This window comes from Colwellia sp. 20A7 (assembly GCF_009832865.1).
Classification (GTDB): Bacteria; Pseudomonadota; Gammaproteobacteria; order Enterobacterales; family Alteromonadaceae; genus Colwellia.
On record NZ_CP047130.1, the window covers coordinates 1,839,313 to 1,853,316 of the forward strand.

The following is a 14,004-nucleotide window of genomic DNA, read 5'->3' on the forward strand; positions in this document are numbered from 1 at the left end:
GTTAGTGCTATTGTCTTAAGGTTCTCGCTGCTGGTGCATAAGCTATGTGTGTACTTCTAAAAGGGTTTATATCTAAGCCACCACGACGGGTATAACGAGCAAATACTGTTAATTTTGATAATTGACAATATTCTTGTAAATCACAAAATATCCGTTCAACACATTGTTCATGAAATTCATTATGCTGACGAAATGATATTAAGTACTGTAATAAAATACTGTGATCTATCGGAGCACCTTCATAGCTAATATATACACTTGCCCAATCAGGCTGATTGGTAATTAAACAATTAGATTTTAGTAAATGGCTAACAAGGTTTTCGCTTACAGTCTTAACAGGACAAGTATCAGAGCTTGAAACTTCAGAAGAAGCGTCCGTTTGCGCATATTTGAGTAGCTCTGCTGTATATTGATAATTATCAACTGTGATATCAGCTTCATCAATACAAGTAATCTCTCGACCACTCACTTTAATGGCAAGTGCAGGGCATTGTTCAACAGGAAATAGTGTTACTTGTGCTTGAATGCCTGCGGTTGCAGATAAATCTTTAATCAGTATTTTTTTAACCTCGTCAAAACTAGAGAATTTACTTTGGTTAAAACTATTCAAATATAATTTAAATGATTTTGACTCGACTAAATTCGGGCTTGTGCAGGCAAAACGAAATTCTGCTACAGCGACAATAGGTTTTCCTTTATTATTTAACCAAGACAATTCATATCCGTACCAAATATCTTCACCTATAAAAGGTAATGTATTTGAAACAAGTGATAAATCATCTCTATTTAAGCTTCTTGGTACACCTTGTAATAGATTTGGGTTATATTCACTACAATATTCGGTTGCTTTACCAAGCGTTAAATTTTTTAATTCTTTTGAATTTTGGTAGGTTGCCATAACGTTCTTATTTTATATGAAACTTCACAGACTATTTTAAAGGATCTCTGAATTAGATGACATCATCAAATCACACTAAACCCAATTTAGTAGACATTTTGCAACAATTTTCTAAGCAGTATGTAAAAAACTATCAAGACACCTATTCACATCCTCCAAAAGTAGAGCAAGACGAGCAATGGCTTTCACCTTGTGAAGATGCATACACTGACATGTCTACTGAGTATAAAGCTTTATCTTTGGGGGAAGTCTATTGGCGACCGGTTGATATAGAGAGTGAGCATGAGTTAAATTTTGATAATGTTGAAACAGCTTTAGAAATGACCTTGCACCCAGATATAAAAACATACTTTACTACTTTATACAGTGAAAACCTTGATGCTACCTGTGAAGAAGGTAACTTATCGTTGTTATTTGCTTGGAATAAAGATGACTTTCAGCGCTTACAAGAAAATTTGATTGGTCATATTCTAATGAAGCAAAGGCTAAAGCAAGGTGAAACTGTTTTTGTTGCTGTGACTGATGAAGAAGATATGATTATTTCAGTTGATAATGATTCTGGAGCAGTATGGGTTGAACGTGTTGGATGTAAGCCTCACAAAAAACTAGCTGATTCACTTGCTGAATTTATAAATACACTGACACCTACAATACCTTTATAGTGATAGCCTTAGAGTTACCTTAATATAACGAAAAATATTAAGGTTAACGGCATATATTCTAAATTTTTCTTTAACTTATTTTTTTAACTTATTTTTTAACTTGTTTTTTAAGTAATTGTTTTACCAATTCTTTCAATTCTAATACTTCTTCTTTTAAACTTGTTAATTCATCATGAACTTCTTTCTCAAAAGATCTTGTTTCTATTGGTGGATTATCGGTTTTATATTCAATTTTAGTGTGATTTTCTTCAGGTAAAGTAATAAAAGTTGGCTCATGCTGCCAATTTTTTAATACCGATATTATGACTGGTAAAGGAATTTTTTTATTTAACTTTGTCTTAATTAGTGCAACTGTTGGTTTATTGCCTTCATTTGCTATTTTATTAGCGACGATTGAAATTTCATCGTTTATTGTCATTTTGATTAATTGCCTTTGTAATATTCACTATATTTTAGCCAATGTAACTAACCATGTCAGTTATTATTTTTTTAATTTATTTTTTTAATTTATTTTTAGTATTTAAAAATCAATAGCTTGTGTTGTTTTATTTTATTGGTTTGTTTTTTGCTTTATTACGTATGAAAATATAATTATATCAGGAGTAAATATGAAAAAATCATTATTAGCATTACTTATTGTATTACCATTAACAACAACTTTAACTGGCTGTGTTATCTCTGTAAAAGATGGCCAAGTAGATCATTCAATTATGGGCGATAGCGAAGATAGAAGTTACAAAAACCGTAAGGTCATAGCGCAAGTCCAATTAGGTACAAGTGTTGTAGATATGCAAGAGAAGTTAGGTGTAGCTGATTTCTCTGAAACTTATACTTACAGTGAAAAAACTATTCGTGTTTTATATTATAGAAGCCAACGTAAACATAAAGATGGGATAACAACTAAAGATGAATGTACCTATTTAGAATTTGTTGATGGTGCATTAACTCAAACAGGTAACGGTGACGAGTATAAAAAATTACTATAAATAATATTAGTAAGTTACTGGGCTGTATGCCAAATTGAAATAACATTGGTGTGACATTATGTTATGCCAAGTTATTTTAGTGTTTCTGAATGCGTATTAAGGTTTAATTTTATTTACCTATTTAAAAAAAAACTGGTATGGTGAATGTAGGGATAAAAATAATTATAATTGTTGGATTGGAGAACTTGTATGTCAGAAACTGTTTCGGTAGATAGTGAACTTGATATAAGAGCAACTTACCTTAGTGCAGAAAACCTAAAGTTAGCGGCTTCGTTACTTTTTCAATCCTATCACGATGATCCTGTTTTTTTAGATATATTTAATAGCGACAAAGAAGGTTATGAGCAAAGGCTAAGAGCATCAATAAGAGAAGAATTAAATGCTTTTTGGCAAGCTAAACAACCAATGGTAGGTTTGTATCTTGGTGAGTCTATGGTGGGTGTTGCTTGTTTGAATAGCCCTGATGATAGTGTTGGCACTGAACGATTCTGGCATTGGCGTCTAAAAATGTTACTAAGTGCTGGTTATTTAAGTACCAAACAAATGATCGAAAAAGAAAAAGTAGTGCTTGCCTCTATCCCATTGAAAAAATTCCACATGCTATCTTTTATTGCTATTCACCCTTTACACCAACACCATGGGTTTGGTCATTATTTAATGGCTGCGGTTAATACTGTTCTTGAAGAACATAGTGACAGTGAAGGCGTTGCTGTTTATGCAACCTCAGGTAAATTTAGAGCTTTCTTTGAAGATGCAAATTATAAATTTATTAAAGATGTAACGGTTGGGAAAGTCTCTGGTGCTTTAATGGTGCATTATAGATAATAATTAACTTCCAAATTATTATATTTTATCATGTCATGAGCTTGGTTAGACCAGTCTCTTCTATTACGCTTGTACCAATTCAATCTTCTGGTACAATCAGTTTTATTAATTTATTTTTTTAGGTCGTTTACGAATATGGTTATAAAAGCTCAAAGCCCTGCCGGATTTGCCGAGCAATATATTGTTGAATCAATTTGGAATGGTGGTTTTCCTCCTGGTTCAATTTTACCAGCAGAGCGTGAATTATCAGAGCTAATTGGTGTAACTAGAACAACCCTTAGAGAAGTACTACAACGTTTGGCTAGAGATGGTTGGTTAACTATTAAGCATGGTAAACCAACAAAAGTAAATAACTTTTGGGACACGTCAAGCTTAAACATTTTAGAGACATTAGCGCACCTTGACCAAGAAGGTGTTCCTGATTTAGTTGATAACTTATTATCAGCCCGTACTAATATCAGTGCTATATATATACGTGGTGCTATAAAAAATAATCCTAATAAAACAATTGAATTGTTAAGTGCTTATAGTGACATTGAAGACAATGGTGAAGCGTTTGCACAATTTGATTATCAACTTAATAAAGAATTAGCAATCGCTTCAGAAAATTCTATTTATTTACTTATATTAAATGGTTTTAAAGGACTGTATTCGCGTATTGGTAGTTTATATTTCGCACACCCAACAGGACGTGAAATATCAAGAGCTTATTACCAAAAATTGATAGAACTAGCGCAAGAAAATCGTTGTGACGATGCTATTTTTGCCGTACGAAAATACGGTGTTGAATCAGGAGAACTATGGGCTGAGTTAAAAGGTGATGTACTTAAAGAGCTCACCGAAGATTAATCATTTTATCTACACTCATTCAAGCAAATAGAAAATGTTATCGACACTATTTGCTTTCTTTTTAATACGCGGCTTACATTGTAAAAATTAAATCTCATCCATTGCTAATTTAGTTATTCAAATTAGGTCTTTATTATCTATAAACATGCATTAGAACAATGGATTGCTCATTAATTATTCGTTTGAGTCATTTTCTTCAAATTCTTTATTTTAAAATTTGCGTAATATGATTCTTTTACTACACTCATCTTATTATGTATAAATTGTTGATTAACAATAACTAGAAGGCAAATATGGACTTATTTAAAACATTATCGGTTCGCTATAAAATACTTTTAATTCCATTTGTTGGAGCTATTGGGTTTTGTGTATATTTAGCTATAACGCTTATGGCTATGTCCCATATAGTGACACAGTTAGATAAGGCATATCGTATCGAATATCAATTATTACAAACATCCGAATATAGCCTTGTTAGGCTTGATAAGTTGAAAGAAACACTGGGTAATGCTGCAACCATGGGGGAAACTGATTTACTTGATGCCGCTAATATCTATGCGCAGGAAACCCGTGACAAACTTCAAAGTAATATTCAGTCAGACACCGAGAATGCGAGTTATTTACGCTCATTACTCAGTGATTTTAATGATTATTATCAATTAGCTTTTGCACTTTCAAGTGAGATGGTAAATGACTCTGCTGACTTTTCTACGCTAGGACAACGAAGTCAAGCAATGTCAGAAAAGCTTACTAATTTGCAAAATAAGTTAAATACCTTTCGTGCTGAGCGATATCAGTCTTTTACTCAAGCGTTTGAGTCGGTTAATGAAAAGGCAGAGTCAAATGCTACCACAGGTATGATAGTTGGCGGTATTACTATCTTAGCGTTGTTTGCTGTAGCTATTCCTGTTGCTAAAGCAATTAGTTCAAGCTTACAAAATATTATACATTCTATGAAAGGTATTGCCCAAGAAAACGGGGATTTAACTGTTAGAATTACCACCAACAGTAAGGACGAAATAGGTGAGTTAGTTTTATGGTTTAATAGCTTTATTGAAAAATTACAAGGCGTTATTAAAAATGTTGTGGATACCGCTTTGCCCTTAGCTGAAACCGCAAATACTATTTCACAGCTGTCGAGTAGTACCATTGATTCATTTAATCGCCAATCAGATAGTGTTATGCAATCAAGACAGTCGGTTGAAGAGATGAGCCAAAGTGTAGCTGAAATTACGACTAATGCAGCAGATGCAGCAGATGCTGCTAAAAATGCAAATATAGAAGCTGAAAAAGGTAAGGAAGTTGTTGAGCAAACGGTAATGGGTATTAGAACCTTAGCTGAAAATGTAACACAAGCAGCAGAAACAGTGAATCAACTTCAAGAAGATACTGAAAGGGTGAATGTTGTGCTTGAAGTAATACGTGGTATTGCTGATCAAACTAACTTACTAGCACTTAATGCTGCTATTGAAGCGGCCAGAGCGGGTGAGCAAGGTCGTGGTTTTGCTGTAGTTGCAGACGAAGTTAGAAACCTAGCATCACGTACACAAGTATCTACGGAAGAAATTAATCAAATGCTCGGGCAGTTGCAAGGCGCTTCTAAAAAAGCGGTAACCATGATGGAAAGCTCACGCGCGAGTGTTGAAGCTAGTGTGAAAACGGCTATGGAGGCTGGTGATAGCCTAGTTGTTATAACGGATACCGTCAATGTTATTGCTGATATGAATGGAGCCATTGCTGTTGCAACAGAAGAACAGCATCAAGTTTCTGGTCTTATGGTTGGTCATGTTGAAGATATTCAATCTTGTGCTGATGAAGCTTCTAAAGCATCACGTGAAATTGGTGGTGTGAGTGAGCAGTTAACGGTCTTGGCTTCAGCGTTAGAGTCTGTAGCTCGTCAATTTAAGGTCTAATTTTTAGCTATATTTTTTATTTAAAGACAGAACAATAAGTAATATTTAATAATAATAACTGTAGTTTCAATAAAGCAGTAAACGGAATTAACATAACTCAACATAATGATAGGTATATTATAATGAAACATAATAAAATAGCGCTTGCGCTAACAGGTATTTTATTAGCAGGTAGTGCCAATGCTGAAATCACATTAAATGGTTTTGCTAGTATTGTTGCTGGTGTTACAACGGCAAGCGATGAAAGCTTGTATGGCTATGATGATTCAATCGACTTTAGTCCTGATTCACTATTTGCTTTACAAGCATCAAGCGATTTAGGCGAAGGTTTAAGTATTACCGCCCAAATACTATCTCGAGGTGCTGATGACTGGGATCCTAAATTTGAATGGGCTTATGTTGGTTATCAAGCCAATGATAATTTGAAAATATTGGCTGGTCGTCAACGTATTCCCTTTTATATGTACTCTGACTTTTTAGATGTGTCTTATGCTTACCCTTGGATTACTCCGCCAAGAGGGGTTTATGACGTACCTTTTGATACCTTTGATGGGATTGCGGCCATATACTCGATGCAGCTCGGTGATTTTGATACAACATTACACGCTATTTATGGTGGTAATAATTCAGATATAGAAGTGCTCGGTACTGAGAGTAGTGCTGATTTTAAAAATTTTGCTGGTGCCTCGTTAACGTTAACACGTGAGTGGCTAACACTGAGAGGTGCTTATTTCCAAACAGAAATGGATATCGATTTGTTGGCTATTAAACCTTTAGTAGATGGTTGGAATGGAGTAGGCCAAAATCATATTGCTAGTCAAATTGATATAGCATCAGATACCAGTGAGTTTATTGAGCTTGGTTTCCAGCTTGATTTTGATCAAATTATTATAGTGGGTGAATACTCTTCATTATCATTAGATGATACAGCTTTACCTGGTCAAGAGTCTTATTATTTGATGGCCGGTTATCGATTTAATAATATGATGGTACATGTAACTTATGGGGTTGATGAAGATGACCAAGATCCTATCGCGTTAAACTATCAAATACCTGGTATACCAGATGGCACGGCAGTTGAGTTCCTACCTGAAGACTTACAAGCTTTGATCCGTGGTACCGAAACTTTAGATACTGCGACAGATGAAGACACAAGTTATATCACATTAGGTCTGCGTTGGGATTTCCATCAATCAGCGGCATTAAAATTTGAATATACCTCTTTTAGCGATGATCTCGATAGTAATAATGACTCAGGCTTGTTTAGAACAGCACTAGTAACTGTATTTTAGGAGTTAAAAAATGAAATTTTTAAAAAGTACTCAAAGTAAACTTTTGTTATGTACATCTGTTTTGTTTCTTAGTTTCTCTTCTATGGCCGATGTTGCGGTTGTTGTTAACTCAACTAATGCTGATATTATTGATGATAATGATATAGCTCGAATTTTTATGGGAAAAATGAAAGCATTTCCAAGCGGTGGATCAATTGAACCGATTAATTCAGTTTCAGGTAGTGCAGTACGTAGTGAATTTGAAGAAAAAGTATTAAATAAAAGTTCAAGTCAGATGAAGGCTTATTGGTCTAAATTGATATTTTCAGGTCGAGGTAAGCCACCAACAGAATTAGCTTCAGATGCTGAGGTATTAAAGCATATCTCTGCTAATGCTGGTGCTATTGGTTATGTTGACGCTGGGAGTGTTGATGAGTCAGTGAAAGTATTAAAAACCTTTTAATTACTTGTAATCTAATAGTCTAAATGTACTATTGTTCAAATAAAAAACGAGCTAATTAGCTCGTTTTTTTATTAAAAATTTCAGTTGATAGCTATTAAGCTGAGAAATTTTTGCTAGCAAAATCCCAATTAGCTAGTGCGTAAAAACCTTCCATGTACTTAGGACGAAGATTACGGTAATCGATATAATATGCATGTTCCCATAAATCAACAGTAAGTAATGGTGTAACACCTTCATCTGTTAATGGTGTTGCAGCATTAGAAGTGTTAACAATTGCTAAGCTTCCATCTGCATTTTTTACTAACCATGTCCAGCTTGAACCAAAGTTATTAATTGCACTGTCAGTAAATTTTGCTTGGAATTCAGCAAAAGATCCAAAAGTAGCAACAATAGCATCTGCTAAAGCGCCTGTAGGTTCGCCACCGCCATTCGGGCTTAAGCTATTCCAGTAAAAAGTATGGTTCCATATTTGTGCTGCATTGTTAAAGACACCAGCTGAAGAAGTTTTAACTATTTCTTCTAATGATTTGTTAGCAAACTCAGTGCCTTCAATCAAACCATTTAACTTTACCACGTAAGTGTTGTGATGTTTTCCGTAATGAAATGATAAAGTTTCTGCAGAAATATGTGGTTCCAGGGCATCTTGTTCGTAAGGTAATGCAGGTAATTCAATAGCCATTGTGCTCTCCAAGTTCTTTGTTTTAAAGTTACAGTGTATTCGTGAATAAAGGGTGTATTTTCCAATAAAACTTGAGTAAAATACTCAGGTATTAAGTTTATACTATTTTGAATAACTAGTGTATAGAGTGTATAAGGTTTCTTTTGCTATTTTTCAAGGGTATAAATTTATTTTCAAGTATTTATTATATTGAATTGAAAAGTGAAACTTCGTCTCCATTATATTTCTAGTGTAAGTTTTTACTAAGAATTCAGCTCAGTTTAATGAGTATTATTTTTAGAGGTTATTTTTTTTAGGGGTTATCATGGAAACTATCGAACGTATTAAAGAACAAATTAATGAGAATACAGTATTATTGTATATGAAAGGCTCGCCAAAACTACCTAGTTGTGGTTTTTCTTCTCAAGCATCTCAAGCCTTGATCTCATGCGGTGAGCAATTTGCCTATGTTGATATTTTACAAAACCCTGATATCAGAGCTGAATTACCAAAGTATGCAGACTGGCCTACGTTTCCGCAACTTTGGGTTGAAGGTGAATTAGTTGGCGGCTGTGATATTATTATGGAAATGTTTCAACAAGGTGAGCTACAAACTTTGGTTAAAGAAGCTTCAGCTAAAAATGCTTCTGAAGAGGCAAGTGCAGAATAAATTTATCAAGAAATAAATTGTTAAGATAATGAGTTGTTATTCATTGTCTTCAATAATAATTCTTAATTATTATTAATAGAAAGGAACATAAAATGAGTGTATTAGTTGGTCGTCCAGCACCAGATTTTACTGCAGCAGCAGTATTAGGTAGTGGTGAAATTGTTGACGTTTTTACGTTAAGTAAAGCAATTAAAGGTAAAAAAGCGGTTGTTTTTTTCTACCCATTAGATTTTACTTTTGTATGCCCATCAGAGCTTTTAGCTTTTGATCACCGTATGGAAGAATTCAAAAGCCGTGGTGTTGAAGTAATTGGTGTTTCAATTGATTCACAATTCTCTCACAATGCATGGCGTAACACACCTGTAAACGAAGGTGGTATTGGTCCAGTTCAATACACTTTAGTTGCAGATACTAAGCATGAAATCTGTAAAGCATATGATGTAGAACATCCTGAAGCAGGTGTTGCTTTCCGTGGTTCATTCCTAATCGATGAAGAAGGCAACGTACGTCATCAAGTAATTAACGATTTACCATTAGGTCGTGACGTAGATGAAATGATTCGTATGGTTGATGCATTACAATTCCACCAAGAACACGGTGAAGTATGTCCTGCAGGTTGGAATAAAGGTGATAAAGGTATGACAGCATCTCCAGATGGTGTTGCAGCTTATCTTACAGATAACGCTGATAAACTTTAATCGTTGTCGGGTTACTAAAGTGTCAATTATTTCAGTTTTATTTTAATTTTTTGTCACTAAAATTACATAAAAAAGCTAGGGTTTATAACTCTAGCTTTTTTTATGCTTTTCTATTTATTCTGCTGCTATTGCTAGCGGCCAACCACCTAATTCATGCCATTTATTAACAATATGACAAAATAGCTCAGCAGTTTTTTCGGTATCATAAAGTGCCGTATGTGCTTCACTATTGCTAAAGTCTATTTCAGCAGCCTCACAAGCTTTTGCTAATACAGTTTGACCTAATGCTAGTCCTGCTAGTGTTGTAGTATCAAAGCTAACAAAGCTATGAAAAGGGCTACGTTTAATGTTACATCGGGCTGTTGCTGCGTTTAAAAAGCCTAAATCAAAAGCTGCATTGTGAGCTACAATAATAGCGCGTTGGCATCCAGCAAGTTTCATTTTTTTTCTAACTAACTTAAACAATGTTTTTAAAGCAACATCTTCATCGACAGCACCACGTAATGGATGTGTTGGATCAATGCCGGTAAATTCAAGCGCTTTAGGCTCTAAATTTGCACCTTCAAAAGGGTGAACATTAAATTGTATTGTTTCATCAATTGATAACTTTCCTGAAACTTCATCTAATGATAATACAGAGGCTGCAATTTCAAGTAAGGCATCAGTTTGGGCATTAAAACCACCTGTTTCCACATCAATAACAACAGGGAAATAGCCACGAAAGCGTTGTGCTAATAATGGTTTACTTATTTCTTTATTTTCTTTTATTTCTACAGTATCTGACATATTATAAATTTGGCTTAAGGGAAAAACTTGGATAGGTAATTATCTCAGAAAATTATTGTAAACACGATAGCAATACTTACATCATTACATTTATGATTTGGTTATTTCTTAAGATGTAAATGTAGTTGAGGTTATTCGATGCTAATTTAACGTATATAAAAAGTAATAAATTAGTGATAAAGCGCTAAATTAACGAATAAACACATAGAAAGTGTTAAAGTTATTTTAGTTTGAGGCGATATAACTAATGTCACTAATTAATTATGTAATAAATAATATGAAAATATACTCTCCAAATACATATAAATTGTTCTTCTCTCCTTCATTCTTTATGACAGCTTCTTTCGCACTTTTTTTTACGTTTGTGACTACACAGGCACAAGCTAGTATCCGACAATATAGTGCGGATCTTAATAGTTCAAAATGGCAACTTGCCGACGACTCTCGTTTACAATGTACGTTATCACATCAAATCCCTCATTATGGGCAGGCACGTTTTTCCGCAAAAGCAAGCCGTAAACTGAATATGGAATTTGAACTTGATATGATGCTGTTACCCGATAGTTATTCCCTTGCCCAAGTACGTAGTGAATCACCTAGCTGGCGTCCGGGGTATGGCGGAAAAGTGTTAGCCAATATGAAGCTACAAAAACAGTTTAATCCTAGCTTACCCAAAAAGGTGGCTTGGACTATGCTAAGTGAACTAGAGCAAGGGATGAGCCCAACTTTTTATTATAATGATTGGTATAGTGAAGAAGATGAAATCTCAGTTGGTTTATCAACCGCACGTTTTAAAGGGGCTTATCGAAACTTTGTCGCTTGTGTTGGAAACTTATTAAATTATAGTTTTGACGATATTGCTTTTACAGTATTAAACTATCAATCAAATAGTGAACAATTTACGAAAGCATCACAACGACGTGTTGACATGATCAGAGAATACTTGAGTTTAGATCCAAAACTAGAATTAGTTTTGGTTGATGCATATTCAGACAGTTATGGTGCCCGTTGGCCAAACCTTAAGTTATCAGAGCGTAGAGCGCTAAGAATACGCGACTACTTTGTAAAAAATGGTATTGATGCGAGCCGCATAGAAGCGAAAGGTTATGGCGAAAAACGTCATATTGCTTCTAATGCTACAACGCTTGGACGTGGTAAAAACCGCCGCGTAGTTATTCAAATGCAAAAACTGTAGAACTTAGCGCATTACATGAAAAGTAAATTGTAAATAATTCTTTATATTCTTTCAATTTATTGAATATATTAATAATACAAAATAGTTGAATAGGCTTGTTGATTCAAAGTAATCTATAAGCCTATTTTTTTTTGTGAGTTTTTAGGATTATTTCAATGAGAATTTTTAAGCGGTTTATGTTGCTAGCAACATTATTAATATCGCAATTAGCAACAGCGGATAATAAGCCCGTATTAAACGATGCTTATACCTATTCAAATTATGATCAAGTTATCACAACACATCTTTATTTAGACTTAGCGGTTAACTTCGAAGAAAAAGCATTAACAGGTTTTGCTGAGTTATCATTAAAATGGCTTAGTGATACACCACAAAGTATCATTTTAGATACACGTGATTTGGTTATCCATAAAGTCCTTGCCCAAAATGCTCAAGACGAATGGCAAAAGGTAAATTATACACTTGCTGCACGAGATTCTGTTTTAGGTTCAAAACTTACGGTCGATACAAAATTCAAAGCTAAAAAGTTACGTGTTTATTATAATTCAACCGAAAATGCGTCTGGTTTACAATGGTTATCTGCTGAACAAACTGCAGGTAAAAAACAGCCATTTCTATTTAGTCAGAATCAAGCAATACATGCTCGCTCATGGATTCCTATTCAAGATACGCCAAGTGTACGTGTAACTTATACTGCTCGAATTACTACTGATAAAGATTTATTAGCTGTGATGAGTGCTAATAACGAACCAGATACTGAGCGCGATGGCGATTACTTCTTCTCTATGCCACAAGCTATTCCGGCCTATTTAATTGCGATTGGTGTTGGGGATTTACATTTCAAATCGATGAGCCACCAAACAGGTATTTATGCTGAATCTAATATTTTAGATGCGGCAGTAGCTGAATTTGATGATACTCAAGCTATGATTGATAAAGCTGAAAAAATGTATGGCAAATATCGCTGGGGTCGTTATGACTTATTAATATTACCACCAAGCTTTCCTTTTGGTGGAATGGAAAACCCTCGTTTATCTTTTATCACACCAACCGTTATTGCAGGGGATAAAAGCTTAGTAAATTTAATTGCACATGAGCTAGCACATTCATGGTCTGGTAATTTAGTTACCAATGAAAGCTGGCGTGATCTATGGTTAAACGAAGGTTTTACCAGTTATGTTGAAAATCGCATTATGGAAGCTGTGTTTGGTAAAAATAGAGCTATCATGGAGCAATCGCTAGATTCTCAAAATCTAAATAATGAAATAGCTGAATTAGATGCTGGTGATACACAGCTATACATCGACCTAAAAGGCCGTGATCCTGATGATGCATTCTCGGGTGTTCCTTACACTAAAGGACAATTATTTTTAATTTACCTTGAGAACAAGTTTGGTCGTGATCGTTTTGATGCTTTTGTACTTGAGTACTTTGACAGTCATGCCTTTCAAAGTTTAGGTACAACTAATTTTGTTAAATACCTTAAAGCTAACTTAACGCATAAATATCCTAACATTGTTAGTGATAGCGAAGTGAATGAGTGGATTTATGGACAAGGTTTACCTGCATTTGTACCTAAACCTACCTCAACTGCTTTTAGTACTATTGATCAACAAGTATCGCAATGGTTAGTAGGAGATATAACATTAACTCAATTACCTACGGCTAATTGGACATTGCATGAGTGGTTACACTTTATCAATAATTTACCTACTGATATTAGTATTGAGCGTATGGTAGCAATTGATAAAGCTTTTAACTTAACGCATAGTAAAAATGCCGAAATTGCTCATGCTTGGTATTTATTATCAATACGAGCAGGTTACGATGTTGTTTACCCAGAAATGTCTGAGTATTTAGTTAGTATCGGTCGTCGTAAGTTGATAGTGCCATTATATAAAGAGTTAGCTCAAACAGAACAGGGTAAAGCATGGGCGCTTAACGTTTATAAAAAAGCACGTCCTGGTTATCATGGTTTAGCTCAAGGTACTGTTGATGATATTTTGAAAAAATAAATATTCAGTATATATAAACTTCAGTAAAATAAATTAAAGGCTCTGTTGAGCCTTTTTGCTATTCGCTGATTAGAACTCTTGATATAATAATATCAATTACGTTAATTTTCTTTAG

15 protein-coding genes are annotated in these 14,004 nt (G+C 34.4%); 11 read left to right on the forward strand and 4 right to left on the reverse strand.

Annotated elements, in window-relative coordinates:
* Positions 1-7 precede the first annotated feature (7 nt).
* Positions 8-898: an NADPH-dependent 7-cyano-7-deazaguanine reductase QueF gene (gene queF, locus GQS55_RS07960; RefSeq protein ID WP_159819532.1), complete on the reverse strand. Its 891-nt coding sequence runs from the start codon at positions 896-898 to the stop codon at positions 8-10.
* Positions 899-954: 56 nt separating this feature from the next.
* On the opposite strand from queF, the gene syd reads away from it, so the two are divergent.
* Positions 955-1,560, forward strand: a complete 606-nt coding sequence (gene syd, locus GQS55_RS07965) for a SecY-interacting protein (protein WP_159819534.1) — start codon at positions 955-957, stop codon at positions 1,558-1,560.
* An 88-nt stretch (positions 1,561-1,648) separates the two neighbouring features.
* Here syd and GQS55_RS07970 read toward each other — a convergent pair whose 3' ends face one another.
* The gene (locus tag GQS55_RS07970) at positions 1,649-1,978 is read right to left on the reverse strand and encodes a hypothetical protein (RefSeq protein WP_159819536.1); all 330 of its coding nucleotides are present in this window, start codon (positions 1,976-1,978) and stop codon (positions 1,649-1,651) included.
* 190 nt (positions 1,979-2,168) lie between these two features.
* Between GQS55_RS07970 and GQS55_RS07975 the strand changes: the two genes are divergently transcribed.
* From GQS55_RS07975 to GQS55_RS08000, 6 genes are all read left to right on the forward strand, one after another.
* Complete coding sequence (locus GQS55_RS07975) at positions 2,169-2,546, forward strand: DUF3192 domain-containing protein (RefSeq protein WP_159819538.1); 378 nt, start codon at positions 2,169-2,171, stop codon at positions 2,544-2,546.
* Positions 2,547-2,735: 189 nt separating this feature from the next.
* Positions 2,736-3,371, forward strand: a complete 636-nt coding sequence (locus GQS55_RS07980) for a GNAT family N-acetyltransferase (protein ID WP_159819540.1) — start codon at positions 2,736-2,738, stop codon at positions 3,369-3,371.
* 135 nt (positions 3,372-3,506) lie between these two features.
* Entirely contained in the window at positions 3,507-4,220 is a 714-nt protein-coding gene (fadR, locus tag GQS55_RS07985; protein WP_159819542.1) for a fatty acid metabolism transcriptional regulator FadR, read from the forward strand.
* Between the two features lie 293 nt (positions 4,221-4,513).
* On the forward strand, positions 4,514-6,133 hold the full coding sequence (locus GQS55_RS07990) for a methyl-accepting chemotaxis protein (RefSeq protein ID WP_159819544.1): 1,620 nt from the start codon (positions 4,514-4,516) through the stop codon (positions 6,131-6,133).
* Positions 6,134-6,255: 122 nt separating this feature from the next.
* On the forward strand, positions 6,256-7,425 hold the full coding sequence (locus GQS55_RS07995) for a porin (RefSeq protein ID WP_159819546.1): 1,170 nt from the start codon (positions 6,256-6,258) through the stop codon (positions 7,423-7,425).
* A 10-nt stretch (positions 7,426-7,435) separates the two neighbouring features.
* Positions 7,436-7,867, forward strand: coding sequence for a phosphate ABC transporter substrate-binding protein (locus tag GQS55_RS08000; protein WP_236559798.1), 432 nt, complete (start codon positions 7,436-7,438; stop codon positions 7,865-7,867).
* 94 nt (positions 7,868-7,961) lie between these two features.
* Here the strand turns inward: GQS55_RS08000 and sodB are convergent, their stop codons facing one another.
* Positions 7,962-8,546, reverse strand: coding sequence for a superoxide dismutase [Fe] (sodB, locus tag GQS55_RS08005; RefSeq protein WP_159819548.1), 585 nt, complete (start codon positions 8,544-8,546; stop codon positions 7,962-7,964).
* 304 nt (positions 8,547-8,850) lie between these two features.
* On the opposite strand from sodB, the gene GQS55_RS08010 reads away from it, so the two are divergent.
* Together GQS55_RS08010 and GQS55_RS08015 are read left to right on the forward strand one after the other, a co-directional pair.
* Positions 8,851-9,195: a Grx4 family monothiol glutaredoxin gene (locus GQS55_RS08010; protein WP_159819550.1), complete on the forward strand. Its 345-nt coding sequence runs from the start codon at positions 8,851-8,853 to the stop codon at positions 9,193-9,195.
* 92 nt (positions 9,196-9,287) lie between these two features.
* Positions 9,288-9,893, forward strand: coding sequence for a peroxiredoxin (locus tag GQS55_RS08015; RefSeq protein WP_159819552.1), 606 nt, complete (start codon positions 9,288-9,290; stop codon positions 9,891-9,893).
* 114 nt (positions 9,894-10,007) lie between these two features.
* On the opposite strand, the gene rnt is transcribed toward GQS55_RS08015, so the two are convergent.
* Complete coding sequence (gene rnt / locus GQS55_RS08020; protein WP_159819554.1) at positions 10,008-10,679, reverse strand: ribonuclease T; 672 nt, start codon at positions 10,677-10,679, stop codon at positions 10,008-10,010.
* 331 nt (positions 10,680-11,010) lie between these two features.
* On the opposite strand from rnt, the gene GQS55_RS08025 reads away from it, so the two are divergent.
* Together GQS55_RS08025 and GQS55_RS08030 are read left to right on the forward strand one after the other, a co-directional pair.
* Positions 11,011-11,874: a flagellar protein MotY gene (locus GQS55_RS08025; RefSeq protein WP_159822652.1), complete on the forward strand. Its 864-nt coding sequence runs from the start codon at positions 11,011-11,013 to the stop codon at positions 11,872-11,874.
* A 155-nt stretch (positions 11,875-12,029) separates the two neighbouring features.
* Positions 12,030-13,889: a M1 family metallopeptidase gene (locus tag GQS55_RS08030; RefSeq protein WP_159819556.1), complete on the forward strand. Its 1,860-nt coding sequence runs from the start codon at positions 12,030-12,032 to the stop codon at positions 13,887-13,889.
* Positions 13,890-14,004: the final 115 nt, after the last annotated feature.

Coding starts and splice junctions, on each gene's coding strand:
- queF (WP_159819532.1), bottom strand. CDS start 898: ATGGCAACCTACCAAAATTCAAAAGAATTAAAAAATTTAACGCTTGGT.
- syd (WP_159819534.1), top strand. CDS start 955: ATGACATCATCAAATCACACTAAACCCAATTTAGTAGACATTTTGCAA.
- GQS55_RS07970 (WP_159819536.1), bottom strand. CDS start 1,978: ATGACAATAAACGATGAAATTTCAATCGTCGCTAATAAAATAGCAAAT.
- GQS55_RS07975 (WP_159819538.1), top strand. CDS start 2,169: ATGAAAAAATCATTATTAGCATTACTTATTGTATTACCATTAACAACA.
- GQS55_RS07980 (WP_159819540.1), top strand. CDS start 2,736: ATGTCAGAAACTGTTTCGGTAGATAGTGAACTTGATATAAGAGCAACT.
- fadR (WP_159819542.1), top strand. CDS start 3,507: ATGGTTATAAAAGCTCAAAGCCCTGCCGGATTTGCCGAGCAATATATT.
- GQS55_RS07990 (WP_159819544.1), top strand. CDS start 4,514: ATGGACTTATTTAAAACATTATCGGTTCGCTATAAAATACTTTTAATT.
- GQS55_RS07995 (WP_159819546.1), top strand. CDS start 6,256: ATGAAACATAATAAAATAGCGCTTGCGCTAACAGGTATTTTATTAGCA.
- GQS55_RS08000 (WP_236559798.1), top strand. CDS start 7,436: ATGAAATTTTTAAAAAGTACTCAAAGTAAACTTTTGTTATGTACATCT.
- sodB (WP_159819548.1), bottom strand. CDS start 8,546: ATGGCTATTGAATTACCTGCATTACCTTACGAACAAGATGCCCTGGAA.
- GQS55_RS08010 (WP_159819550.1), top strand. CDS start 8,851: ATGGAAACTATCGAACGTATTAAAGAACAAATTAATGAGAATACAGTA.
- GQS55_RS08015 (WP_159819552.1), top strand. CDS start 9,288: ATGAGTGTATTAGTTGGTCGTCCAGCACCAGATTTTACTGCAGCAGCA.
- rnt (WP_159819554.1), bottom strand. CDS start 10,679: ATGTCAGATACTGTAGAAATAAAAGAAAATAAAGAAATAAGTAAACCA.
- GQS55_RS08025 (WP_159822652.1), top strand. CDS start 11,011: ATGACAGCTTCTTTCGCACTTTTTTTTACGTTTGTGACTACACAGGCA.
- GQS55_RS08030 (WP_159819556.1), top strand. CDS start 12,030: ATGAGAATTTTTAAGCGGTTTATGTTGCTAGCAACATTATTAATATCG.